This window comes from Kitasatospora sp. NPDC002040, from assembly GCF_040296785.1.
In the GTDB taxonomy this organism is placed as follows: domain Bacteria; phylum Actinomycetota; class Actinomycetes; order Streptomycetales; family Streptomycetaceae; genus Kitasatospora.
This window is the reverse complement of the sequence record NZ_JBEOXV010000001.1, coordinates 412841-436279: the sequence shown is the minus strand read 5'-3', so window position 1 is coordinate 436279 and position 23439 is coordinate 412841. Positions and strand designations below refer to the sequence as shown.

The 23439-nt window shown below is 74.3% G+C and carries 20 protein-coding genes and 1 pseudogene; 5 read left to right on the top strand and 16 right to left on the bottom strand.

The genetic code is table 11. The features are described from left to right. Positions 1 to 226: 226 nt before the first annotated feature. The 6 genes from ABT118_RS02115 to bldG form a co-directional block, all read right to left on the bottom strand. Positions 227 to 682, bottom strand: coding sequence for a DUF3592 domain-containing protein (locus ABT118_RS02115; protein WP_350644270.1), 456 nt, complete (start codon positions 680 to 682; stop codon positions 227 to 229). Positions 683 to 815: 133 nt separating this feature from the next. Continuing rightward, positions 816 to 2351: a DUF7059 domain-containing protein gene (locus ABT118_RS02110; protein WP_350644268.1), complete on the bottom strand. Its 1536-nt coding sequence runs from the start codon at positions 2349 to 2351 to the stop codon at positions 816 to 818. Positions 2352 to 2382: 31 nt separating this feature from the next. Next, positions 2383 to 3102 (bottom strand): hypothetical protein, encoded by a 720-nt coding sequence (locus tag ABT118_RS02105; RefSeq protein ID WP_350644267.1) that lies wholly within the window; start codon positions 3100 to 3102, stop codon positions 2383 to 2385. Between the two features lie 30 nt (positions 3103 to 3132). Next, the gene (locus tag ABT118_RS02100) at positions 3133 to 3501 is read right to left on the bottom strand and encodes a cyclophilin-like fold protein (protein ID WP_350644266.1); all 369 of its coding nucleotides are present in this window, start codon (positions 3499 to 3501) and stop codon (positions 3133 to 3135) included. A 101-nt stretch (positions 3502 to 3602) separates the two neighbouring features. Beyond that, entirely contained in the window at positions 3603 to 4028 is a 426-nt protein-coding gene (locus tag ABT118_RS02095) for an ATP-binding protein (RefSeq protein ID WP_350644264.1), read from the bottom strand. 179 nt (positions 4029 to 4207) lie between these two features. After that, the gene (bldG, locus tag ABT118_RS02090; RefSeq protein ID WP_014178436.1) at positions 4208 to 4549 is read right to left on the bottom strand and encodes an anti-sigma factor antagonist BldG; all 342 of its coding nucleotides are present in this window, start codon (positions 4547 to 4549) and stop codon (positions 4208 to 4210) included. Positions 4550 to 4770: 221 nt separating this feature from the next. Here bldG and ABT118_RS02085 point away from each other — a divergent pair, with 221 nt between their 5' ends. Then, entirely contained in the window at positions 4771 to 7107 is a 2337-nt protein-coding gene (locus ABT118_RS02085) for a DEAD/DEAH box helicase (protein WP_350644263.1), read from the top strand. 146 nt (positions 7108 to 7253) lie between these two features. Here the strand turns inward: ABT118_RS02085 and ABT118_RS02080 are convergent. The 7 genes and pseudogenes from ABT118_RS02080 to ssd all read right to left on the bottom strand — a co-directional run. Next, positions 7254 to 7568 (bottom strand): annotated as a pseudogene (locus ABT118_RS02080) (Rv3654c family TadE-like protein); the annotation flags it as partial. Continuing rightward, positions 7556 to 7978: a TadE family type IV pilus minor pilin gene (locus tag ABT118_RS02075; protein WP_350644262.1), complete on the bottom strand. Its 423-nt coding sequence runs from the start codon at positions 7976 to 7978 to the stop codon at positions 7556 to 7558. The gene ABT118_RS02075 and the pseudogene ABT118_RS02080, both read right to left, overlap by 13 nt. A gap of 4 nt (positions 7979 to 7982) precedes the next feature. Then, entirely contained in the window at positions 7983 to 8303 is a 321-nt protein-coding gene (locus tag ABT118_RS02070; protein ID WP_350644261.1) for a DUF4244 domain-containing protein, read from the bottom strand. 44 nt (positions 8304 to 8347) lie between these two features. Then, complete coding sequence (locus ABT118_RS02065; protein WP_350644260.1) at positions 8348 to 9166, bottom strand: type II secretion system F family protein; 819 nt, start codon at positions 9164 to 9166, stop codon at positions 8348 to 8350. After that, a complete protein-coding gene (locus tag ABT118_RS02060; protein ID WP_350644259.1) occupies positions 9163 to 10203 on the bottom strand; it encodes a type II secretion system F family protein in 1041 nt (346 codons plus the stop codon). Before ABT118_RS02060 ends, ABT118_RS02065 begins: the two co-directional genes overlap by 4 nt. Positions 10204 to 10306: 103 nt before the next feature. Further along, positions 10307 to 11593, bottom strand: coding sequence for a TadA family conjugal transfer-associated ATPase (locus ABT118_RS02055; protein WP_350644258.1), 1287 nt, complete (start codon positions 11591 to 11593; stop codon positions 10307 to 10309). Then, the gene (gene ssd, locus ABT118_RS02050; RefSeq protein ID WP_350644257.1) at positions 11590 to 12690 is read right to left on the bottom strand and encodes a septum site-determining protein Ssd; all 1101 of its coding nucleotides are present in this window, start codon (positions 12688 to 12690) and stop codon (positions 11590 to 11592) included. The genes ABT118_RS02055 and ssd overlap by 4 nt, the downstream gene beginning before the upstream one ends. Before the next feature lie 682 nt (positions 12691 to 13372). On the opposite strand from ssd, the gene ABT118_RS02045 reads away from it, so the two are divergent. Continuing rightward, a complete protein-coding gene (locus ABT118_RS02045; protein ID WP_350645085.1) occupies positions 13373 to 14206 on the top strand; it encodes an HAD family hydrolase in 834 nt (277 codons plus the stop codon). 376 nt (positions 14207 to 14582) lie between these two features. Here ABT118_RS02045 and ABT118_RS02040 read toward each other — a convergent pair whose 3' ends face one another. Then, on the bottom strand, positions 14583 to 15476 hold the full coding sequence (locus tag ABT118_RS02040) for a Fic family protein (protein WP_350644256.1): 894 nt from the start codon (positions 15474 to 15476) through the stop codon (positions 14583 to 14585). 188 nt (positions 15477 to 15664) lie between these two features. On the opposite strand from ABT118_RS02040, the gene ABT118_RS02035 reads away from it, so the two are divergent. After that, positions 15665 to 16651, top strand: coding sequence for an ATP-binding protein (locus ABT118_RS02035; protein WP_350644255.1), 987 nt, complete (start codon positions 15665 to 15667; stop codon positions 16649 to 16651). Positions 16652 to 16986: 335 nt separating this feature from the next. Further along, positions 16987 to 19323, top strand: coding sequence for a SulP family inorganic anion transporter (locus tag ABT118_RS02030; protein WP_350644254.1), 2337 nt, complete (start codon positions 16987 to 16989; stop codon positions 19321 to 19323). Positions 19324 to 19366: 43 nt separating this feature from the next. On the opposite strand, the gene ABT118_RS02025 is transcribed toward ABT118_RS02030, so the two are convergent. Further along, complete coding sequence (locus tag ABT118_RS02025; RefSeq protein WP_350644253.1) at positions 19367 to 19918, bottom strand: hypothetical protein; 552 nt, start codon at positions 19916 to 19918, stop codon at positions 19367 to 19369. Between the two features lie 296 nt (positions 19919 to 20214). On the opposite strand from ABT118_RS02025, the gene acs reads away from it, so the two are divergent. Further along, positions 20215 to 22170, top strand: coding sequence for an acetate--CoA ligase (acs, locus tag ABT118_RS02020; protein ID WP_350644251.1), 1956 nt, complete (start codon positions 20215 to 20217; stop codon positions 22168 to 22170). A gap of 90 nt (positions 22171 to 22260) precedes the next feature. On the opposite strand, the gene ABT118_RS02015 is transcribed toward acs, so the two are convergent. Then, positions 22261 to 23430: a serine hydrolase domain-containing protein gene (locus ABT118_RS02015; protein WP_350644249.1), complete on the bottom strand. Its 1170-nt coding sequence runs from the start codon at positions 23428 to 23430 to the stop codon at positions 22261 to 22263. Positions 23431 to 23439: the final 9 nt, after the last annotated feature.

Below are 23439 nucleotides of genomic sequence, written 5' to 3'. Positions count from 1 at the left end.
TCGAGGCTGCCACTGTGCGACGGCCCCACCAGCGGAGTGTGACCGTACCCCGGCCACTCTTGTCAAACGAACGGATCGCACTTTTTCACCGGCAAGGCCGACCGACGCCACTCGAACGGTAACCCGATGATGCGCGTTCCTGCCGCGCGGAGGGGGTTCCGGGGTGTCCCGGGGTCGGATTCCGGTCGTCCGGGGGCCGATCGGCCGAACCGGTCGCGAGCTGCGGCTAACGGGCCAGGACGGTGCCGAGCAGGCTCAGGCCGCCGGCCAGTGCACTGGTGCCGAGCAGCGCCCAGAACACGTCGCCGGGCACCGCCGAGGCCGCGTCGGGGACGGTCAGCACGACCCGGGTCGGCCGCCGTGCATCGTATGCGACCGGTACGGTCGTGCCCGGACGGAGCCAGGACGGCCGGCGCAGCGGGGTGAACCCGCGCGGCCGGGCCAGCACCGACTCGCCGGGACCGGCCGGAAAGGACAGCAGCGGGGCGCTGTCGAGCTCGCCGTAGGTGTCGTCGTAGGGCTCACCGTACGGGTCCCGGTCGGCCAGCACCCGGGCGGTGGCGGGCACGCCGTGGCGGCGCAGGTGGTGGCGAAGGCGCAGTTCGACGGCGCACCAGAGCAGCAGCGCGCCACCGAAGCCCGTGAGTACCACCCCTGCGGCCAACGCCGTCGGCGTCTCCATCGCTCCCCAGCCCCGTCCCTGTCCACAGCCTGTGGACAGGGAGCGTGGCAGGCCGCAGCCAACCGGCGGCTGCCGTCCGGCGTACGCCGGGCAACAGCGGGGGTACCGGCAGATGAACCGAACCGGAGTACGACTACCCGACCGGCTCGATGAAGCCCTGCTCGGTCAGCATCCGCAGCGACCCGGGCACCCGGTCCCGCAGCACCACCCGGTCCTCGCCGAGCAGTTGGGCGATCGCGTCGACGATCTCCCCGGCCGCCAGGGTGCCGTCGCAGACCCCGACGAAACCGGCGCCGACGGTGTCCACCGCGGTGGCCCGCCGCATGCCCCGGTTGTGCCGGAGGATCACGTGCTCCGGGTCCTCCGCGCCGGGCGCGCCGAGCTGCTCCTGCACCACCTCGTCGGCGAGCTGGTAGCGGGCCGACAGCAGCGCCGCGTCGTCGTGTGTCCGGAGGAAGTCCTGCCGGGCGAACCAGCTCTCGATGTGCGGGCCGAGCGGCTGCTCCACGGTGTGCGGCCACTCCTCGATCCGGACCACCGGCTCGGCCGCGCCGCCCGCCCGCAGGGTGATCCAGCCGAAGCCGATGCCCTCCACCCCGGCGGCCTCGAAGGCGTCCAGCCACTCCCCGTACCGGACCTGGTAGTCCGAGCCGGGGCCCCGGTGGTCGCCGCCGTCGCGCAGCCACAACTCGGCGTACTGGGCCACGTCCTGGACCTCGCGCTGGACCACCCAGGCGTCCAGCCCGGTGCCGGCCACCCAGCCGGCCAGCCGGTCCTGCCAGTCCTCGCCCTTGACGTGCTGCCAGTTGGCGAGCAGGTGGCAGTAGCCGCCCGGCTCCAGGTGCGCGGCGGCGCCCCGGACGATGCTGCGGCACAGCTCGTCGCCGGCCATCCCGCCGTCCCGGTAGACGAACCGGCTGCCGGGCGAGATCACGAACGGCGGGTTGGAGACGATCAGGTCGAACCGCTGCTCCCCGACCGGCTCGAACAGGCTGCCCTCGGCGGTCTCGAACCCGGTGAAGCCGGACAGCGCCAGGGTCAGCGCGGTGAAGTGCAGCGCCCGCGGGTTGAGGTCGGTGGCGGTGACGTGGCTGCCGTGCCGGGCGGCGTGCAGCGCCTGCACGCCGGAGCCCGAACCGAGGTCCAGCACCCGGCGCGCCGGGCGGCGCACGGCCAGGTTGGCCAGCGTGGTCGAGGCGCCGCCGACACCGAGCACCAGGTCCTTCCTGGCCACCCCGTGCGCGACCTCCCCGGAGCCGATCCCGCCCGCCCCGCCGACCGCGCAGCCCAGGTCGGACACCACCCAGGCGTCCGCACTCGGCAGCCCGGCCACCTCGTTGGCGTACGGGCGCACGTCCACGGTGGCCCGCACCGCGTCGTCGCCGTCGCGGACCAGCCAACGGTCCGTCAGGCAGCTCTCGACCGGCAGCGCGGCGGCGGCAGCGGCGTACGGCACCGGCTGCTGGAGCAGGAACAGCCGCACCAGCGTCTCCAGCGGGCTGCCGCCGGTGGTGGCCCGCAGCGCGGGCACCGCCTCGCTCCGGGCCAGCGCGGCGTACCCGGTGGACCCGAGCAGGTCGAGGCAGCCGTCGGCGGTGTACGCGGCGGCGAGCAGCGCCTCGCGCAGCTCGGCGAGACGGTCGTGGTCAAGGACAGGGCTGTTGGTCACCCGCCCATTGTCGCGCGGTGACCGGGCCGGTTCAGCCGCTGGTGCCCGGAGCGGGGGTGGCAGCGGGGGTGGTGGGCGCGGCGGCGGGGGCCGTGCCCGCGGGCGTGCTCGCCGCCGCGCCCGGGTCGGTGCTCGGGGCCGCACTCGCGTCCGTGCCCGTGCCCGCCCCCGGGGAAGCGCTCACGGCCGGCTGCGCATCGCGCTTGCAGCCCGGCTGCTTGGCGATGGCGGTGCCCAACTCGCCGCTCTGCAGCTTGTTGAGCGCCGCGGTGGACTGCTGGGCCAGGCGCTGCACCTGGTCGCCGACGCTGCGCAGACCGTCCGCGAACTTCGCCTGCTCCGCCGTGGGCAGCGCGGTGAGCTTCTGCTGGACGTCCAGGTAGCCCTGGGCCGCCTTCTTCAACTCGTCGGCCGCGCCCTGCTGCACGCCCGCCCCGCCGTCGATCTTCGGCGCACCGGCGGTGGAGATCGCCTCCGCCAGCTGCTGGTTGGTCGCTGCCAGCGTCCCGACGTCGGCCGCGAGCCGCTTCTGCAGGTCGACCGGCGCCTCACCCGGCGTCACCTTGCCGGTGTCGGCGAGCGCGGTCTGGGACTGCGCGATCGGGCTCTGCACGGAGTCGCAGACCTTCTTGGCCCAGGAGTCCAGTGCGGCGGTGTCGTTGCCGCCGCACCCGACCGCGCCAGCCGCCAGCAGGAGACCCAGTGCAGGGACGGCCCACAGCCGCCGTTCGAGCTTCACATCACGCTTCACGCAGCCGAACCTACACGGGACCCCGCAGGCTCAGGCCGACTCCACCCGGATCGGGTCCCCGTCCCGGACGGTGCGCAGCACGCCCGGATCGCCGTCCAGCACGCCGAGCAGGTTGCAGGGGCTGGCCAGCCGGCACTCGTCGCCGCGCGAGACCGGGGTCGGGCCGTACGGGAGGGCGAGGCTGTCGCCGTCGGTCCAGAAGGCCACCGTGCCGGGCTCGACCACCTGTTGGGCGTCGTCCTCGCGGGCCACCGAGACCGGGGTGTCGAAGTAGACCTCCTCGCCCCAGGTGCGGGCGGTGGAGGCGATCGGCAGGACGGCCCGGAGCGCCTCGGAGGTGGGCGTCGGCCTCAGGGTGGCAGTGGCCTGACCGGCCGGCCACAGAATGCGGATGCGCATGCGAAAGGTGTCCTTCTCTCGAACCGAACCGATCGCGCCCGAGAGCAGGGAACCGCCTACTTCAACAATTTGTCAATGCCGACCCTGGAAAAGTGGGCGGCTCAGAGCTGCACCGGGTTCGTCGACACGACCCAGCTCATCCGGATCAGCCCGCCGTTGGCACCCGAGGTGACCTCGACGTCCTCGACCAGCGCGGTGATCACCGCGAGCCCGAGCGCGTCCTCGGCGTCCTCGCCCATCTCCTCGGCGTCGGAGCCGACCGGGGGCAGACCGGCCGGACCGGCCTCGTCCTCCACCTCGATGAGGAAACGCTTCTCCGTGTCGGTCAGCGCGACCCGCACCGCGCCCTCCACGCCGCCCCGCTGATGCAGGCTCACCGCTCGCGAACAGGCCTCTCCGACCGCGAGCCGCACCTCGTCGAGGACGGACTCATCGACTCCGGCGCGCCTCGCCACCGCAGCGGCCACCAGACGGGCCGTCCGGACGTGCTCGGGAAGTGCGCTGAACCGAAGTTCGACCGTTGCCATTGTCTTCCCCTCCGGGATCTCGCCTCGGACTCGCGCGGGCTGGCCGATGCGCCGCCGGGGCAGTGCCCACCACCGGCCACCGGCGGGGCCGAGGGCCCCGCCGGTGCACCGAGCCGATGGGCTTCAGTGAGAGCGCCAAGGGCCGACGCGGTCGCCCGCACCGGCCCGTTGACGACTGGTCAGTCGGTGGCGGCGACCGCGTCGTCCACCGAGGTGTGGATCGGGAAGACCTTGGTCAGGCCGGTGATCCGGAAAATCTTCAGAATGCGCTCCTGGTTGCACACCAGGCGCAGCGAACCCTCATGCGCGCGAACTCGCTTCAGGCCGCCCACCAGTACGCCGAGACCGGTCGAGTCGAGGAAGTCCACGCCCTCCATGTCGACGACCAGGTGGTAGTTGCCGTCGTTGACGAGCTCGACCAACTGCTCCCGCAGCTTGGGGGCGGTGTACACATCGATCTCGCCGCCTACCTCGACGACCGTACGGTCGCCGACAGTGCGGGTCGACAGGGACAGGTCCACGGAACCTCCAGCACCTTGCCTTGCTACGTCATTGCGATCCTCGGCCGGGTGGCCGTCACCGCGTTGGTCGCAGGCCGGGCACGGCACGGCCGTGGCAGTTGAGCCCCGGCGGTGCGACCCTCGGCCATGCGGCCGTCACGGCTTCATTCAACCACTTGCGACCATGCCCGCACGATGGCTTGGCGCGATTCTCCGTCACGCCGGTGACACACTGGGTCCCCATGCCGCCCCGCCACCACCAGCCCGAGGCCCTGCTCGCCGCCCTGTCCACCAGTCGTGGCCGGGCCGACCGCCTCACCCATACGGAGCATCTGGCCGCCCGTCAGGCCCGCTGTGCACCGTGGCCGGACGGGATCCGCCCGGAGATCGTCGCATCCGCGCAGGCCCTGGGCATCGACGAACCCTGGACACATCAGGCCGAAGCCATGAAATTGGCCAGAACCGGCCAAACTGTGGTGCTGGCCACAGGAACCGCCTCGGGCAAGTCGCTCGGGTACCTGGCCCCGGTGCTCAGCGAACTGCTGGAGGGCACCGAGGCCCGCAACGGGCGCGGCGCCACCGCGCTCTACCTCGCGCCGACCAAGGCGCTGGCCGCCGACCAGCGCCGCCGGGCCGCCGAACTCGCCCCGAAGCGCGTCCGGGCCGCCCTCTACGACGGGGACACCCCGCCCGAGGAGCGCGAGTGGGTCCGCCAGTACGCCTCGTACGTGCTGACCAATCCGGACATGCTGCACCGGGGCATCCTGCCGGCCCACCCGCGCTGGGCCTCGTTCCTGAAGGCGCTGAAGTACGTCGTCATCGACGAATGCCACAGCTACCGGGGCGTGTTCGGCTCGCACGTGGCGCAGGTGCTGCGCCGGCTGCGGCGGGTGTGCGCGCGGTACGGCTCCTCCCCCACCTTCTTGCTCGCCTCGGCCACCACCGCCGACCCGGCGGCCACCGCCCACCGACTGACCGGGCTGCCCGCCGTCGCGGTGACCGAGGACGGCTCTCCGCGCGGACCGCTGGTCTTCGCGCTCTGGGAGCCGCCGCTGACCGAGAACGTCGGCGAACAGGGCGCCCCCGTCCGCCGGACCGCGACCGCCGAGGCCGGGTACCTGCTCACCGAACTGGTCGAGCGCGGCACCCGCACCGTGGTCTTCGTCCGCTCCCGCCGCTCGGCCGAACTGGTCGCCCTGCAGGCCCAGGACCAGCTCGGCCGGCCGCTCGCCGACCGGGTCGCCGCCTATCGGGGCGGCTACCTGGCCGAGGAGCGCCGGGCGCTCGAACGCGATCTGCACTCCGGCCGGCTGCTCGGCCTGGCCTCCACCTCCGCACTGGAACTCGGGGTCGACGTCTCGGGCCTGGACGCGGTGCTGATGGCGGGCTACCCCGGCACCCGGGCCTCGCTCTGGCAGCAGGCCGGCCGGGCCGGGCGGGAGGCCCAGGGGGCGCTGGCCGTGCTGATCGCCCGGGACGACCCGCTGGACACCTACCTGGTGCACCACCCGGAGGCGCTGTTCGCCACCCCGGTCGAGGCCACCGTGCTGGACCCGGACAACCCGCACATCCTGGCCCCGCACCTGTGCGCGGCGGCCGCCGAACTCCCGCTCACCGAGGCCGACCTGACGCTCTTCGGCCCCTCCGCCGGGAAGCTGCTGCCGGTGCTGGAACAGCGCGGCCTGCTCCGGCAGCGGACCGAGGGCTCCTGGTACTGGACCCGGCGCGAGCGGGCCGTGGACTCGGTGGACCTGCGGGGCAGCGGCGGCAGCCCGGTGCAGATCGTCGAGGCCTCGACCGGCCGGCTGCTCGGCACCGTGGACGCGGCCGCCGCCCACACCACTGTGCACACCGGCGCGGTCCACCTGCACCAGGGCCGCACCTACCTGGTGCAGGACCTCGACCTGGAGACCTCGGTCGCCCTGGTCGAGCCCGCCGCCCCGCCCTACAGCACGTCCGCCCGGGACATCACCTCCATCTCGGTGCTGGCCACCGACACCACCGTGGAGTGGGGCGAGGCCCGGCTCAGCTTCGGCTCGGTGGAGGTGGTCAACCAGGTGGTCGGGTACCTGCGCAAGCGGATCTCCACCGGCGAGGTCCTCGGCGAGAGCAAGCTCGACCTGCCGCCCAGGACGCTGCGCACCCGCGCGGTCTGGTGGTCCGTCACCGAGGACCAGCTGCTGGACGCGAACATCCCGTTCGACCAGCTGCCCGGAGCGGCGCACGCGGCGGAGCACGCCTCGATCGGGCTGCTCCCGCTGTTCGCCACCTGCGACCGCTGGGACATCGGCGGGGTGTCGGTGCCGCTGCACCCGGACACCGGGCTGCCGACCGTCTTCGTGTACGACGGCCACTCCGGTGGCGCCGGCTTCGCCGAACGCGGCTTCCTGGGCGCGGAGCAGTGGCTGACCGCGACCCGGGACGCGATCGCCGCCTGCGAGTGCGAACGGGGGTGCCCGTCCTGCGTGCAGTCGCCCAAGTGCGGGAACGGGAACGACCCGTTGGACAAGGAGGCGGCCGTCCGGCTGCTGGACATCCTGCTGGCCGGAGCTCCGGGCCGGGCGGCTGACCGGCCCTGACGGCCCGGCAGCTCCGCCCCGGCCGCCGGGGCGGCCCCCGACCGGTCGGTGGCCGGCGCCGGGCCGCCGTCGCCCCAGGCCCAGACCGGCCCCGCCCGGGAGCGGGCCCGGGCCGGGCCGACCGGGACGGGCAGGCCGGTGACCGGGACCTCGACCACGACGTCCACCGCGTCGATGGCCTCCCGCACGGTGCAGCTCACCAGCCGGGCCCGGTGCTCGCTCGCGATCCGGGCGGCCCGGCCGCAGCCGCCGTCCTGATCGAGCATCAGGTGGCCAGCTGCGGCCAGCGCGGCCAGGTCGGCGGCCGACTCCGCTCGGTGCCTGGCCGCCACCGCGGCACCGAAGGCCAGGCTGACCGTGAAGACCACGCAGCCGAGCATCCCCAGGGCGACCAGCCAGATCGTCGCCGAGCCCCGGTCGGGCGCTCGGCCGGCCGGCCCGCCGCCGCTCAGGTCGGCCATGGCCCGCCCCCGCCCGTGGAGCCGAGCACGTCCTCCCGGGCGGCCACCGCCTCGGCGCGCAGCCGTACCGACAGCGCGCCACCAAGGCGCCCCGGGGCCGGGCTCGGGGCCTCGACCGTCACCCGGACGGTGTCGCCACCGGTCGAGACGCTCACGCTGGCACCGGCCGGGGCGGCGGCGCGGGCCAGCGCCCCGGCGTTGCCGTCTCCTCGGGCGGCGGCCCGGGCGCCGACCCGGGCCGCGTCCACGCACCGGATCTGCGCGGCGGCCGTGACCACGCCCCAGACCAGCAGCGCGGAGAGCAGGACCAGCGCCGGGAGTGCCACCGCCGTCTCGGCCGTGACGAACCCGCGCTCGCCGCGCCGGCGCGGGCCCGACGGCCGGTCACCCCGGCTCCGGTCGCCCCGCATGGGGTCACACCGCATGGAGCGCCCGGGTCAGCAGCTCGCTGAGCGCCCCGGAGACCGCCCCGCTGGTCACCACCTTGTAGAGCAGCGCGGCGAACCCACAGGCCGCCACCGTGCCGACGGCGTACTCCGCCGTCGTCATCCCGGCATCGGCCCGGGATCCGGGCCCGGCCAGGCCCCGGGTCCGGGCCCGGACCGCCAGCCACCTGACCCGCCGCCGGAGCAGCACCCGGATCCGCCGGGTCGGGCCGGGCGAGCGGCGGGCTTGGACCTGGGCCCGGGCGTGGGCCTGGGCGTAGGTCTGGGCGTAGGCAACGTGAACAGCCATCAGGGACTCCTTCAGGTTGGATCGGACACTCGGGAACGCGCGGGTCACACCCGCTCGGCGAACAGCGCGGTCAGCCCCATCACCACCGGCACGACGCCGATCAGAATGAACGCGGGCAGGAAGCAGACCCCCAACGGCGCAGTGGCCAGCACCCCGGCCCGGCGGACCCGGGCATGGGCGGCCCTGGTCGCGGCGGCCCGCTGGGCGTGCGCCAGGCCGACCAGCGGGGCCATCGGCGGCGCGCCGCTGATGCTCGTCCGGACCAGGCAGCGCGCCAGCGGGGCGAGTGAAGGGCAGTCGGCGCCGAGCCGCTCCCAGCACACCTCCGGCGGTGCTCCGAGCGCCAACTCGGCTGCCACCCCTGCCAGTCGGCCGCTCATCGGCTGGTCGACGCTGTCGGCCACGGCGGCAGCGGCTGCGGCGGGCGCCGAGCTGGCGCCCAGGCAGGCCGCCAGCAGCTCGGCGGCAAGCGGCAGTTGACGGGTCAGCCGCTCCTGCTCCAGCACCGCCCGGCGGGCGCTCGGCGAGCGCACCCGGGGCAGCCACCGCCGGGCCGCCAGGCCGACCAGCAGCCCCGCCACCAACCCGGCCGGACCACCGACCAGCACGGCCGCGCCTGCCCCTGCGGCCGCCGGGACGGCCCGTTCGAGCAGCACCGGTCTGGTCAGCCCCCGGGCCCGCAGCGCCCGCCCGAGCCGACCGGACCCGGCCCGGCGACGTCGGGCGAACGGCCTCCCGGCAGGCTCGCCCCACCGCCTGACCCGCCGTCGGATCCTCCGCCGCCGGACCACCCGCACCAGCTCAACCCCGGCCCCGAACAGCACCACCCCGACCACCAGCCCGTACACCAGCTCCCGCCTCACCAGGCCACCTCCGCCCGGACCGCCGAGCTGCCGGACCCCACCCAGCGGTCCTGCGGCGGCACACCGGCCCGCACCCGGGAGAGCCCGCAACCACCCGCCCGCCTGGCGGCCCCCGCCCGGGACTCCGGTCGGAGCTCCGGTCGGGGCTCCGGTCGGGGCTCCGGCGCATCCTCCGCCGCCCGGACGATCCGGGCCGTCCAGGCCAACCCGGCCGCCTCCAGCAGGGCCCCCGCCGCCAGACAGGCCAGCCCGGCCGGGGTGTGCAGCAGGATCCGCACGGGCTCCGCCCCGAGCGCGGCCCCGAGCAGCAGCCCGATCAGCGGCAGCGCGGCCAGCACCGCGACGGTGGTCCTCGGACCGGCCAGCTCGCCCTCGATCTCCTCCGCCAGGGCGCGCTCGGCCCGCAACGCGTCGGCGAGTTGGTCCAGCCCGGGGGCCAGGCCGGTGCCGCTCTCGGCGGTCACCTGCCAGCAGGCGGCCACCGCCGCCGCCCCGCGGCCGCCGGGCAGCTCGGCGACGGTGCGCAGCGCGGCCGGGATGTCCGCGCCGTAGCGCCCGGCCGCCAGTCGGGCCGAGGACTCGGCGCCGAGGCCCGCGGTCAGCACCGACGCCCGGCCCAGCACGGTGTGCAGGGCCTGCTGCGCCGTCGCACCGCTGCGCAGCTCGGCGGCCAGGCCCGTGCACAGCTCGATCACCGCGACGGCCCGTCGCCCGGCCTCGGCCGCCCGTCGACGGCGGCTCCGCCATCGCCGTACCGGCAGCACCGCGAGTGCGGCCACCAGCAGCGGCACCGGCGAGCTGCTCAGCCGGCCGGCCAGCAACCCGGCGGGCAGCAGCAGGAGTTCCGGCACCAGCCAGGCCGGCCGGGCCCGGCCGAACGCAGCCCACCGGCCGCCCCGGGCGCTCTCCCGGGCGGTCGCGTCGAGCAGTGCCCTGGCCCGTCGCACCGTTCGGGCCCGCTGCCGGCGGCGGAGCAGCAGCCCCGCCACCAGCCCGCCGGCCCCGGCCGCGCCCAGCAGTACCTGATCGGGTGTCATCCCAGCCCCTCCTTCGTGTCCTTCGTGTTCCGGAGCACGTATCGGGCGGCCGCCGCCGCACCGCACAGCAGCAGGGCCCAGCCGAGCTCCCACACCTCGGGCGTCACTCCCCGGCCGCCGGCAGCGGCGGAAGCGCGACGCCCCGCTCGGTGCAGCGGCGGCGCAACCGCTCCCACCCCGGCCCGGCCGCACAGCCGCCCGCCGCCGTGAAGGCCAGCGCGGGGACGGTCACCGCCAGCCCGTGCTCGTCCCCGACCAGCAGGTGCAGCTCGGCCACCCGCCGCAGCCCGGTCCGCTGGTCGCGGACCAGGTGGATCACCACGTCCAGGGCGGCCCGCAGTTGGCTGTGCAGGGAGAGCCGGTCGAGGCCGGCCAGCGAACCCAGCGCCTCCAGCCGGGCCGGGACGTCCGCCGCGGTGTTGGCGTGGACCGTCCCGCAGCCTCCTTCGTGGCCGGTGTTGAGCGCGGAGAGCAGGTCGACCACCTCCTCGCCGCGCACCTCACCGACCACCACCCGGTCCGGGCGCATCCGCAACGCCTGCCGGACCAGGTCGCGCAGGGTCAGCTCGCCCAGGCCCTCCTGGTTCGGCGGACGGCTCTGCAGCCGGACCACGTGCGGGTGGTCCGGCCGTAGTTCGGCCGAGTCCTCGGCCAGCACGATCCGCTCGTCCGGCCCGACCAGACCGAGCAGGGCGGCCAGCAGGGTGGTCTTGCCGGTGCCCGTCCCACCGCTGATCAGCAGCGACAGCCGGGCCCGCAGCACGGCGGTGAGCAGCTCCGCCCCGATCGGCGGGAGTGCGCCGCCCGCCACCAGCTCGTCCATGGTGAACGGCGTGCTGCGGCAGATCCGGAGCGAGATGTGGGTGCAGCCGGCCGCGATGGGCGGCAGCACCGCGTGCAGCCGGGTGCCGTCCGGCAGCCGGGCGTCCACCCAGGGCCGGGCGTCGTCGAGGCGGCGGCCGGCCGCGGTGGCCAGCCGGTGGGCCAGCCGCCGGACCGACTCGGCGTCGGGGAAGCGGATCTCCGGGACCCGGTGCAGCCCGCTGCCGCGATCGACCCACACCTCGTCAGGTCCGTTCACCAGGACGTCCGTCACGTCCGGCTCGGCGAGCAGGGTGTCCAGCGGCCCGGCCCCGACCAGCTCGGAGCGGAGCACCCGGACGGCGTCCAGCACGTCGCCCCCGCCCAGCGGCGGCCGGGCGGCCCGCAGGGCGGCCGCCACCGACCCGGCGGTGGGCGCGTCCCCGGCCTCGGCCAGTCGGAGCCGGACGGCGTCCACCAGGGCCGCCGCGCGCTCGTCCGGGACGGCCCGGCCCCACGGCCGCCGGGGCGGCCCACCGCCCTGCCTCGATCCCCCGGACCCGCCGGGCCCGCGCTGACGATCCGTCATGACGCACCTCCCCCGGCCGCCGGCACGGGCGGCATCACCTCGGTCAGAAAGCTGCCGCAGAAGCGGGCCAGCGGCCCCTTCCCCCGGATGCCGGGCGGCGAGCCGCGCTCGACGTCGACGGTGAGCCCGGGCTCGACCGGCAGCTCGCCCGCCAGCCGCAGCCGCAGCCCCCGGGCCACCTCCGCGCCGGTCAGCCCGGCCGGCCCCGGCACCCTGACCACGACCCGCAGGTCGGCCAGCCGCATCCGGGCGGCGGCCGCGACCCGGTCGGCGGCGGCCATCGCCCGCAGCTCGGCGGGCACCACCAGCAGCCCGGTGTCGGCCTGTTCGAGGGCCTGGCCCGCCGCCGGGTCGAGGTGTCTGGGCAGGTCGAGCACCACCAGGCCGCCCCGGCGGCGGGCGGCGGCCAGCACGCTGCGCATCGCCTCGGGCGGGACTGCGAGGGTGTCCCCCCGGTCCCAGGACAGCGCGGTCAGCCGGTGCATCGAGGGCAGCGCCTTCGCCAGCTCGGAGCCGCTGACCCGGCCCCGGGAGCCCGCCAGATCGGGCCAGCGCAGGCCGCTGGCCTCCTCGCCGCCGAGCAGCACGTCCAGGCCGCCGCCCAGCGGGTCGGCGTCGATCAGCATGGTGCGGTGGCCCGCCCGGGCCGCCGTGACGGCCAACGCGCAGGCCAGCGTGGACGATCCGGCGCCGCCCCGGCCGCCGAGCACCGCCACGGTCAGCGCCGGTGCCCCGACGCCTTCGGCGGCGTCGGCGATCCGGTCCAGCAGCCAGGCCTGGGCGTCGGGCAGGAAGATGACGTGCTCGGCGCCGAGTTGGACCGCCCTGACCCAGACGTCGCAGTCGTCCAGGTCCAGGCCGAGCAGCAGCACGCCGGCCCGGCGGGTCAGCCCCGCGCAGCGCTCGGCCTGGTCGTCGCCGACCAGGACCAGCGGGGCGCTCTCCCAGAGCCCCCGGGGCGGCGGTGCCCCGGAGAGCAGCTGGGGGTCGGTGCCGGCCGCCGCGCAGAGGCGCAGCAGGTGCTCGGCGAGGTTCTCGTCCTCGGTGACGATCAGCGGCCCGCTCGGGGCCGGTCGGTCGGTGGTGGGTGTCGACATGGCGGTCTCCCCCGGTGCGGCTGTCCCTCCGGCGAGGTGCGGTCGGGCGGTGCCCGGCCGGACACCACGGTCCGGCCTCGCCGGGAGTCCGTCAGCTCCGGTCCGATTCCTGGGGACAACTCGGGGGCTGTGGATAACCCGGTTCACTCACACGGGGGGCGATTGCTCAATGAATTGACGCAGTCTTCGTCACGGAGAAGATCCGGAAGACCCCGGACGGACACAAAGGAAGATCGACCGGGCTTCGAAAGGCCCCGTCGATCTCGATACGCAGAGTGACGATCTCGTGCCGGTCGGCTGAACGCCCAACCACCTTGGCGCCGCAGGAAACACCGCACTGCGGACCCCCACCCAGATGCCCTCGGGCCCGGAAAATGGCCCCGGACGTGCGACGACCCCCGCCGGGGGGGAGAGCGGGGGTCGTCTATCCACGGTCCGACTCGGGGGGGAGGAGCCGGACCGGGTTAGCACGGTCGCGAACGATCCGTGACTTCCATGGTGTACCCGACGGCCCAGAAACACAAACCCGCATCGCTGCGAGTACGCCATATGGCGGGGTCTTTTGCCCAGCCCTCTATCCTCTGATCCCGTGGACACCACCGAGAACGCCGACACCGCCGACCACGGCGAGAACTCCGCCCGCGGTTCGGCGCCGGAGGGCGCCCCGCAGGGCCCGCAGCCGATGCCCTCGACCGCCGCGGTTCGCCCGTTCAGAGCAACGCGCACCGCCGCGTTCTTCGACCTGGACAAGACGATCATCGCCAAGTCGAGCGCTCTGGCGTTCAGCCGCCCGTTCTACCAGGGCGGCCTGATCAACCGTCGGGCCGTGCTGAAGAGCGCCTACGCCCAGTTCGTCTTCCTGGTCGGCGGCGCGGACCACGACCAGATGGAGCGGATGCGCGAGTACCTCTCCGCCCTCACCAAGGGCTGGAACGTACAGCAGGTCCGCGAGATCGTCGCCGAGACCCTGCACGGCCTGATCGACCCGATCATCTACGACGAGGCCGCCTCGCTGATCGAGCAGCACCACCAGGCCGGCCGCGACGTGGTGATCGTCAGCAGCTCGGGCTCGGAGGTGGTCGAGCCGATCGGGCAGCTGCTCGGCGCGGACCACGTCATCGCCACCCGCCTCCAGGTCAAGGACGGGCGCTACACCGGGGAGATCGACTACTACGCCTACGCCGAGAACAAGGCAGCAGCGATCCGGGAGTTGGCCGGCACCGAGGGGTACGACCTCGCCAACTGCTATGCGTACAGCGACTCTTCGACCGACCTGCCGCTGCTGGAGGCGGTCGGCCACCCGTCCGCGGTGAACCCGGACCGGGCGCTGCGCAAGGAGGCCGCGGCCCGGGAGTGGCCGATCCTGGTCTTCGACCGGCCGGTCGAACTCCGCCGCCGGCTCCCGGAGTTCTCCGCACCGAGCCGCTCGGTGCTGCTCGCGGTCGCGATCGGCACCGCGGCCCTGACCGCCGGGATGCTCTGGTACGCCGCGAAGCGCCGCCGCCCGATCGCCTGATCCGCCGCCGGACCCGGCCCGACCCGGCCGGGCCTCCGGACCGGACTGCCCTACTGCGGCTCCGGCACAAAGACTTCCCGTTTCGGGTTCCCCTTTGTCCCATTTAGCGGTAGAAAGGACTTACGGCCCGCGAGACCCGGTCAGGACCGAGAGGTCAAACCGACAACGCAGTTCAGGCCCCACGGACCGAGTACAGATAACTGAGCACCCACATGCAGCCGACCCGCTGTCGGGCCGCCGCACCAGGTGAACGGGCAGTAGATCCCCACCTGATGGGCAATTCCGGTGCATGCTTGGTAACCCGGTACCTGTACCAGCGGCGACGCCCGGCACCATCAGGCGTCGCCGCAACTCTGTCCGGACGCTTTTCTAGTTTCTAGACCATGCCGCGCTGCATCGCCTCGCAGACCGCCGTGCTCTCCCGGACCCCCAGCCGCAGCGCCCGGCCGCAGTGCGCGATCCAGGCCGCCATGCCCTCGGCCGTGCCGCTGAGGTAGCCGTGCAGGGCCTGCCGGTAGGCCACGGTGCCGAGTTCGGCCAGGCCGACCTCGGCGGGGCAGATCGCCTTCGGGTCCAGCCCTTCGGCGATCAGCACGATCCGCTGGGCGGCCCGGGCGATCAGGCCGTTGTGGGAGGCGAAGGGCCGCAGCGCGAGCAGCTCGCCGTGCACCACCGCCGCCACCACCAGGGCCGGGGCCCCGGCGCCGGGCGCGCGGTCGGCGCGGGCGGCCAGCAGCTGGGCGAGCTGGTCCAGCCGGGCGGCCGCCTCCTCCGCCGACGGCGCGGGCGGCAGGGTCACGGCCACCGGCTCCGGCCCCTCCTCCCCCAGGCCCTCGGCCGGCGCCAGTTCCAGCGGGAACGGCTCGGGGGCGGACTCGCCGGCCCGGCGCGGGCGACCGGCCTCCGGTGCGCCGTCGCCGACCGCCAGCAGGTGCAGCCGGGCCAGCACCTGCAACGGCGAGTGCCGCCAGACGCTGAGCAGCTGGCCGGCCTCGGCGGAGATCCGCAGCGCGCCGCCGACCGTCCTGGCCTCGGGGTCGGCGCCGAAGTCGGTCCGGCGGCGGACCTCCTCCAGCGGCCAGTCCGCGCCGTCCAGGGCGGCGGAGCCGCGGGCCCCGCGCAGGGCGGACTCCGAGGTCACCTCGGCGGCCCGGCGGCGCATCGCCCGGTGCCCGTACAGGCGGTCCACGGCCTTGCGCACCTCCGCGACGGCCTCGGGGACTCCGGGGAGTTCGGCCAGCGGGGCGAGAGGGTCTGTTCCAGTGGTCACCTACCCGAGGGTAATGAACCCCTTCCCCGGGGCCCGACAGCAACCCCACCATCACCCGTTCGAGGCAATCCGCCTTTCCCGCCCTCCGGGTGGGCCAAACCCTCGATAGCATGACCGCTATCGGTGACGATAACGATTCCCAAAAACTTCCGGCCGCCCTGCGACCGGGCCGAGAGCCGGAGTCTCAGATGAAGATCGCCTTCGTCGGCAAGGGCGGCAGCGGGAAGACCACGCTGTCCGCACTGTTCATCCGCCACCTCGCCGCAGCGGGCTGTCCGGTGATCGCGGTCGACGCGGACATCAACCAGCACCTGGGCCCGGCCCTCGGCCTGACGGACGATCAGGCCGCAGCGCTGCCCTCGCTCGGGGCCCACCTGCCGGAGATCAAGGAGTACCTGCGCGGCGACAACCCGCTGATCGGCTCCGCCGAGGAGATGATCAAGACCACCCCGCCCGGCCGGGGCTCCCGACTGCTGCGGATCGTCGAGGAGAACCCGGTGTACGCCGCCTGCGCCCGGCCGGTCGCGCTGGACGAGGGCTCGGTCCGGCTGCTGGCCACCGGCGCCTTCACCGAGCAGGACCTCGGCGTGGCCTGCTACCACTCCAAGGTCGGCGCGGTCGAGCTGCTGCTGAACCACCTGGTCGACGGCCCGGAGGAGTACCTGGTCACCGACATGACCGCGGGTTCGGACTCGTTCGCCTCCGGCCTGTTCACCCGCTTCGACCTGACCTTCCTGATCGCCGAACCGACCCGGAAGGGCGTCTCGGTGTACCGCCAGTACAAGGAGTACGCCCGGGACTTCGGCGTCGCCCTGCGCGTGGTCGGCAACAAGGTGAACGGGGCGGACGACCTCGCCTTTCTGCGTCGGGAGGTCGGCGACGACCTGCTCACCTGCTTCGGCCAGTCCGACTGGGTGCGCCGCCTGGAGCAGGGCGCGGAGCCGCCGCTGCGCGCCCTGGAGCCCGCCAACCGGGCGGTGCTGACCAGGCTCAAGGAGCAGGCGGACCAGGCCTTCGGGCGGCGCGACCCGGAGCGGTGGACGGGCCAGGCGGTCCACTTCCACCTGCGCAACGCGGAGAGCTGGGGCAACGCCAAGACCGGCATCGACCTGGCGACCCAGGTGGACGAGGGCTTCGTGCTCGGCGCCGAGCACCTGGACGCCGCGGGCGTCTGACCGACCGGCGGCCATCGCCGCAGTGCACTGGGCGGCTCCGGACTCCGGGGCCGCCCAGTGCGTCTCCTTGCATATTCCCCAATGGTTCGACCACTCCCCAATGGGGTGAATCAGGGGCCGAGGCCTACCGCTCGATTTTACGCTGTGCAAAGCTCTCATTACTCTCGGTTTACCGAATCTTGATGGTTCCAGGGGTGGACGAGCCCAACCCCGCCGTGCCTGCACCCCACGACCATCTCCCCGCCACACCGTCGCGACCCACGACAGCCGATCCGACCCCCGAAGCACCTCCCCGGACCTGACTGCGTTCGTTCCCCCGGAAAAGACGGGACCTCATGACCCTCGACATCTCCTCCGCACCCATCGCCTCCGACACCACCGACCACGCCCCGCCGGGCCCCCGCAAGCGGCTGGCCCGGGATCTGCCGGCCTCCCTGGTGGTCTTCCTGATCGCCGTCCCGTTCTCGCTCGGGATCGCGCTGGCCACCGGAGCCCCGCTCACCGCCGGGCTGGTGGCCGCCGCCGTCGGCGGCATGGTGGCCGGAGCCCTGGGCGGCACCCCGCTCCAGGTGACCGGCCCGTCCGCCGCCCTGACCGTGGTCGTGGCCGGCCTGATCGCCCAGTTCGGCTGGCAGGTCACCTGCGCGGTCACGGTGGCCGCAGGTCTGCTGCAACTGCTGCTCGGCACCTTCAAGGTCGCCCGCGCGGCCCTGGCCGTCTCCCCCGCCGTCGTGCACGGGATGCTGGCCGGCGTCGGGCTCACCATCGCCATCGCCCAACTCCACGTCGTGCTCGGCGGATCGCCGCAGAGCGCCGCGCTGGCCAATCTGATCGCGCTGCCCGGCCAGCTCTCCGTGCCACACCTGCCCGCCCTCACGGTCGGCGTGCTCGCGATCGCGCTGCTCTTCGGCTGGCCCCGGCTCGGCCGGCTCCCCGGCCGGGCCGGCCGGATCGGCGCAGCCGCCGCCCGGGTGCCCGCCGCGCTGGTCGCGGTGGCCGCCGCCACCGGGCTCTCGATGTCCCTGGGCCTCACCCTGGCCCGGGTCGAGCTCCCCACCTGGGAGCAGCACGACTTCGCCGCCCTCCCCTCACCCGCCCAACTCGGCGCCCACTGGCCGGTCCTGCTGGCCGCCGTGCTGACGGTGACGGCGGTGGCCGGAGTGGAGTCGCTGCTCTCCGCCGTCGCGGTGGACCGGATGGCCCCGGGCCCGATCGACCTCGACCGCGAGCTGCGCGGCCAGGGCGTCGCGAATCTGCTCACCGGTCTGCTCGGCGGTCTGCCGGTGGCCGGCGGCGCGGTCCGCAGCACCGCCAACATCCGTGCGGGTGCCGTCAGTCGGTGGTCCGCCGTGCTGCACGGCTGCTGGGTCCTGGTGGCCGCGCTCGCGCTCGGCGGCGGTCTGCGGCTGATCCCGCTGGCCGCGCTCGCCGCGCTGGTGCTGGTGATCGGCATCCAGATGGTCAGCTTCGCGCACATCCGGCGGGTGCACCGGCACCGGGAGTTCCCGGTCTACCTGGCCACCGTGCTCGGGGTGGTGCTGCTCGACGTCCCGCTCGGGGTGCTGGTCGGTGGCGCCGTCGCCGCCCTGCTCGCCCTGCACCGGCTCACCCGGGCCAGGGTCGACGTGCTGGCCGAGCCGGACGGCTCCTACACCGTGCGCACCCACGGCCCGCTCACCTTCGCCGTGGTGCCCCGGCTCAGCCGGGCGCTGTCCGGGATCCCGTCCGGCGCCGAGGTGACGGTCCGTCATGACGGCTCCTTCCTCGACCACGCGGCCTACGAGCAGGTGCACACCTGGCGGGCCGGGCACCAGGCCTCGGGCGGCCGGGTCTCGATGCTGACCGTGCCCGAGGAGGAGGTGCTGGACCCGGACGGCACGGTCCGGGTGGGCAGTTCGCCCGGCCCGCACCGCTGCCGGGCCTGGACGCCCTGGGCCGGACACCACTGCATCGAGCCCGGGGCGGACGACCCGCACGGGCGCCTGCTGGACGGTGTCCGCGGCTTCCAGCAGCACACCGCCCACCTGGTGCGGCCCGAGCTGGCCCGGCTGGCCCGGGAGGGGCAGACGCCCTCGCAGCTCTTCCTCACCTGCGCCGACTCCCGGCTGGTGACCAGCATGATCACCAGCAGCGGGCCGGGCGACATGTTCACCGTCCGCAACGTCGGCAACCTGGTCCCGGCCCCGTACGAGCCCGGCGCCGCCGACGACTCGGTGGCGGCCGCGGTGCAGTACGCGGTCGAGGTGCTGGAGGTCCGCTCCATCACCGTCTGCGGCCACTCCGGCTGCGGGGCGATGAAGGCCCTGCTGGACGGCGTGCACCTGGAGCCGGGCCCGCCCACCCCGCTCGGACGCTGGCTGCGGAACGGGCGCGGCTCACTGGACCGGCTGCGCCGGGCCCCCGCCGAGTTCGCCGACCGGCCGGTGGTCAGCGAGGTGGAGCAGCTCTGCATCACCAACGTGGTGCAGCAGTTGGACCAACTGCTGGCGCACCCGGCGGTGGAGCGCCGGGTCGCGGCGGGCACCCTTCGCCTGGTGGGCATGTACTTCGACTTCGCCGATGCCCAGGCGTACGTGCTCGACCCGGTGCTGCGCTGCTTCGTCCCGGTGTCCGAGCTGCGGCGGGGCCCGGTCGGCCCCGACCCCACCGAGAGCCCGAGCCTGGCGGCCTGAGCGGCCGTCAGGAAGGACCGGCAGCACCGGTCCCGGCCAGAGGTCAGGGCCCGAGGAGCCCGGCCAGGTCGGCCGGGGTGACGTAGCCCGGCCACCGGCCGTCGGCGAAGAGGTGCACCCCGGCGTCCCAGTAGCACTGGTCCACCAGCTGGGAGCAGATCATGTGCCGGCTGTCCGCGACGTACTTCCTGAGCAGTGGTCCGATCGGGAGGTGGAAGCGGTGCGCGGCCATGGCGAAGTAGTCGGCCACGCTGTACGGCGTGCCGATGTAGCCGCGGGCGGCCGCGACCACCGCCCGCCGCTGCTCCTCGGTCAGCTGGATCCGCCCGCTGGACCAGCGGGCCGGACGGTTGTCGTAGACGGAGAGCGGTCGGAGCTCGGCCCCACCGGGCTGGGCCTCGACCAGCTCTCCGCCGCCGACGTAGACGAAGGCGTGCTCGAAGTCGGCGAATCCGTCGCCGTTGAGCCACTGGCCGATCCTGATCAGGCGGCCGCCGCGGCCGCCCATCTGCACCACGGCGAAGTCGCCGGGCTGCGGTTCGGGCCGGGAGTCGGGCGTGGGAAGGGAGTTGGCACTCGCGGGAAGTCCGGACACGGCTGTCCCCCACCAGGGTGGTTCGCCACCGGCCCCGTGCCGGTCGGGCCCCACCCTCACCGTCAGTGGAGTACCGCCCGGAGGCTCCGTCAAGGTGCGCCGCACCGGCCGGTCGGCCGGGCCGGCCGACCGGGCCTCCGGCGCGCCGGTCACACATCGGTCAAAGGTCTACACCAATTCTCCGGTCCCTCTTGTCAACATGCCGGTTCGCCTGGTGAGCTGTGCGCTGGGACACACGGGACAATCCCTTCCGCACGGGATCACCCGGCAGATTGAGACTCGATGAGGAGTGCGCGTTGAGCAACGAGAGCCTGGCCAACCTGCTCAAGGAGGAGCGCCGCTTCGCCCCGCCGGCGGAGTTGGCGGCCAACGCCAACGTCACCGCGGCCGCGTACGCGCAGGCCTCCGAGGACCGGCTCGGCTTCTGGGCCGAGCAGGCCCGCCGGCTCAGCTGGGCCGTCGAGCCCACCGAGACGCTGGACTGGTCGAACCCGCCGTTCGCCAAGTGGTTCGCCGACGGCAAGCTCAACGTGGCGTACAACTGCGTCGACCGCCACGTCGAGGCGGGCAACGGCGACCGGGTGGCGATCCACTTCGAGGGCGAGCCCGGCGACAGCCGCTCGATCACCTACGCTCAGCTCAAGGACGAGGTCTCGCAGGCCGCCAACGCGCTGCTGGAGCTCGGCGTCCGCAAGGGCGACCGGGTCGCGGTCTACCTGCCGATGATCGCCGAGGCAGTGGTGGCGATCCTCGCCTGCGCCCGGATCGGCGCCACCCACTCGGTGGTCTTCGGCGGCTTCTCGGCCGACGCCGTCGCCTCCCGGATCGAGGACGCCGACGCCAAGATCGTGATCACCGCCGACGGCGGCTACCGCCGCGGCAAGCCGTCCGCGCTGAAGCCGGCCATCGACGAGGCGCTGACCAAGGTCGACGGCGTCGAGAAGGTCCTGGTCATCCGCCGCACCGGCCAGGAGGTCTCCTGGACCGAGGGCCGCGACGTCTGGTGGCACGAGATCACCGCCCGCCAGTCCACCGAGCACACCCCCGAGGCGCACGAGGCCGAGCACCCGCTCTTCATCCTCTACACCTCCGGCACCACCGGTAAGCCCAAGGGCATCCTGCACACCTCCGGCGGCTACCTGACCCAGGCCGCCTACACCCACCACGCGGTCTTCGACCTCAAGCCGGAGACCGACGTCTACTGGTGCACCGCCGACATCGGCTGGGTCACCGGGCACTCGTACATCGTCTACGGGCCGCTCGCCAACGGCGCCACCCAGGTGATCTACGAGGGCACCCCGGACACCCCGCACCAGGGCCGGTTCTGGGAGGTCGTGCAGAAGTACGGCGTCACCATCCTCTACACCGCGCCGACCGCGATCCGCACCTTCATGAAGTGGGGCGACGACATCCCGGCCAAGTTCGACCTCTCCAGCCTCCGGGTGCTGGGCAGCGTCGGCGAGCCGATCAACCCCGAGGCGTGGGTCTGGTACCGCGAGCACATCGGCGGCAACAAGACCCCGATCGTCGACACCTGGTGGCAGACCGAGACCGGCGCGATGATGATCAGCCCGCTGCCGGGCGTCACCGAGACCAAGCCGGGCTCCGCCCAGCGCGCGCTCCCCGGCATCGCCGCCACCGTGGTGGACGACGAGGCCAACGAGGTGCCGAACGGCTCCGGCGGCTACCTGGTGCTGACCGAGCCGTGGCCGTCCATGCTGCGCACCATCTGGGGCGACGACCAGCGCTACATCGACACCTACTGGTCCCGCTTCCCGGGCCGCTACTTCGCCGGTGACGGTGCCAAGAAGGACGAGGACGGCGACATCTGGCTGCTCGGCCGGGTGGACGACGTGATGCTGGTCTCCGGCCACAACATCTCCACCACCGAGGTCGAGTCCGCCCTGGTCGGCCACCCCGCCGTGGCCGAGTCCGCCGTGGTCGGCGCGACCGACGCCACCACCGGTCAGGCGATCGTGGCCTTCGTGATCCTGCGCGGCACCGCGACCGACAGCGAGGAGCTGGTCGCCGAGCTGCGCAACCACGTCGGCCGGACGCTCGGCCCGATCGCCAAGCCGAAGCAGATCAAGGTGGTCAGCGAGCTGCCGAAGACCCGCTCCGGCAAGATCATGCGCCGCCTGCTGCGCGACATCGCCGAGGGCCGCGAGGTCGGTGACACCACCACCCTCGCCGACAGCAGCGTGATGAACCTGATCCAGTCCCAGCTGCCGGGCGGCTCGAACCAGGGCTGACCGGGCATCAGCAGTACTGCGGGCGGGGCCGTAACCGGCCCCGCCCGCAGCGTTCCGCCCCCGCTCGGCCCGTCCGCCAAGCCCGTCCGCTCAGCCCGCCAGTCGGCGCAGCGTCGCGTACGCGGTCTGGGTGAAGCGCCGCCGCAGTCCGGGCAGGGTGCTGGCCATCGCGACCAGCCCGACCTGGGCCACCGGGTTGAACCCGGCGAAGACCGCCGAGGCCGCCCCGGTCTCCACCGCGCCCGGCGCGCTCGGCACCGACCGCCCGGCCCGACCGCGCAGGGCGCCCGTCGCCCCGGTGTGGAAGATCAGTTCGCCCTCCTCCACCTGCCGCTGATTCCAGGTCAGGGCGATCCGCGCCCCGGACCGCCCGCCCCCGGCCCGCCGCCGTTCGACCCGGGGCAGCCGCACCTCCCGCAGCGCCGCCTTCAGCGCCGCCGCCGTACCGCCCCGGTCCGGGATCGGCACCGCGTCCACCGCCAGGTGCGCCTGGAGGTAGCGCAGCATGTCGTCGGCGGTCGAGCTGAGCGCGGCCGCCCCGGGCAGGGCGGGCAGCCGGAAGGACGGCACCCGCCGGCCGCGCCGGTAGCCGTGCGACGGCTCCCGGTCCGGCCCGCAGGAGGTGTCGATCAACCCGAGCGGCCCGCAGATCCGGCTCGCCAGCAGCTCCTCGTAGCGGACCCCGGCCGCGTTCTCCAGCGCCAGCCCGAGCAGCCCGCAGCCGAGGCTGGAGTACCTGACCTGGGCCCCCGGCATGCCCCGGACCGGGGTCCGCGGCAGGGCCCGCAGCAGGTGCGAACGGCTGAACGTGGCGTAGGGATCGGTGAACCAGCGCGGCAGCGCCGCCGGGATCAGGCCGACCGGCAGCCGGGGCAGGCCCGAGGTGTGGGTGGCCAGGTGCAGCAGAGTGATCGGGCGCTCCTGCGGATAGCCGGGCAGCACCTCGGCGGGCAGGTAGCGGTCGATCGGGTCCTCGTAGCCCACCTCGCCCCGGGCCACCATCTCGGCCAGCAGCAGCCCGGTGAAGGTCTTGGTGACCGAGCCGAGCGCGAACCGGGTGTCGGCCCGGACGGGCTTGGCGCCGGACCGGTCCGCGTACCCCCGGCAGATCACCGTCCGCTCGTTGCCCCGGATGACGGCGACCGCGATGCCGCCGGTCGGCGCGGCCCCGCTGAACAGCGGCCGGATCAGCCGGGCCAGCTCGGGGGAGAGAGCGGGTAACGCGGGCGCGGGCGGGTCGTCGGTTATCTGACTGGGCATCACGAGCTC

Excerpts from the sequence above, each read along its gene's own strand:
- ABT118_RS02115 (WP_350644270.1), bottom strand. The coding sequence starts at position 682 with ATGGAGACGCCGACGGCGTTGGCCGCAGGGGTGGTACTCACGGGCTTC.
- ABT118_RS02100 (WP_350644266.1), bottom strand. The coding sequence starts at position 3,501 with ATGCGCATCCGCATTCTGTGGCCGGCCGGTCAGGCCACTGCCACCCTG.
- ABT118_RS02095 (WP_350644264.1), bottom strand. The coding sequence starts at position 4,028 with ATGGCAACGGTCGAACTTCGGTTCAGCGCACTTCCCGAGCACGTCCGG.
- ABT118_RS02085 (WP_350644263.1), top strand. The coding sequence starts at position 4,771 with ATGCCGCCCCGCCACCACCAGCCCGAGGCCCTGCTCGCCGCCCTGTCC.
- ABT118_RS02075 (WP_350644262.1), bottom strand. The coding sequence starts at position 7,978 with ATGCGGGGCGACCGGAGCCGGGGTGACCGGCCGTCGGGCCCGCGCCGG.
- ABT118_RS02070 (WP_350644261.1), bottom strand. The coding sequence starts at position 8,303 with ATGGCTGTTCACGTTGCCTACGCCCAGACCTACGCCCAGGCCCACGCC.
- ABT118_RS02060 (WP_350644259.1), bottom strand. The coding sequence starts at position 10,203 with ATGACACCCGATCAGGTACTGCTGGGCGCGGCCGGGGCCGGCGGGCTG.
- ABT118_RS02055 (WP_350644258.1), bottom strand. The coding sequence starts at position 11,593 with ATGACGGATCGTCAGCGCGGGCCCGGCGGGTCCGGGGGATCGAGGCAG.
- ssd (WP_350644257.1), bottom strand. The coding sequence starts at position 12,690 with ATGTCGACACCCACCACCGACCGACCGGCCCCGAGCGGGCCGCTGATC.
- ABT118_RS02045 (WP_350645085.1), top strand. The coding sequence starts at position 13,373 with ATGCCCTCGACCGCCGCGGTTCGCCCGTTCAGAGCAACGCGCACCGCC.
- ABT118_RS02035 (WP_350644255.1), top strand. The coding sequence starts at position 15,665 with ATGAAGATCGCCTTCGTCGGCAAGGGCGGCAGCGGGAAGACCACGCTG.
- ABT118_RS02030 (WP_350644254.1), top strand. The coding sequence starts at position 16,987 with ATGACCCTCGACATCTCCTCCGCACCCATCGCCTCCGACACCACCGAC.
- ABT118_RS02015 (WP_350644249.1), bottom strand. The coding sequence starts at position 23,430 with ATGCCCAGTCAGATAACCGACGACCCGCCCGCGCCCGCGTTACCCGCT.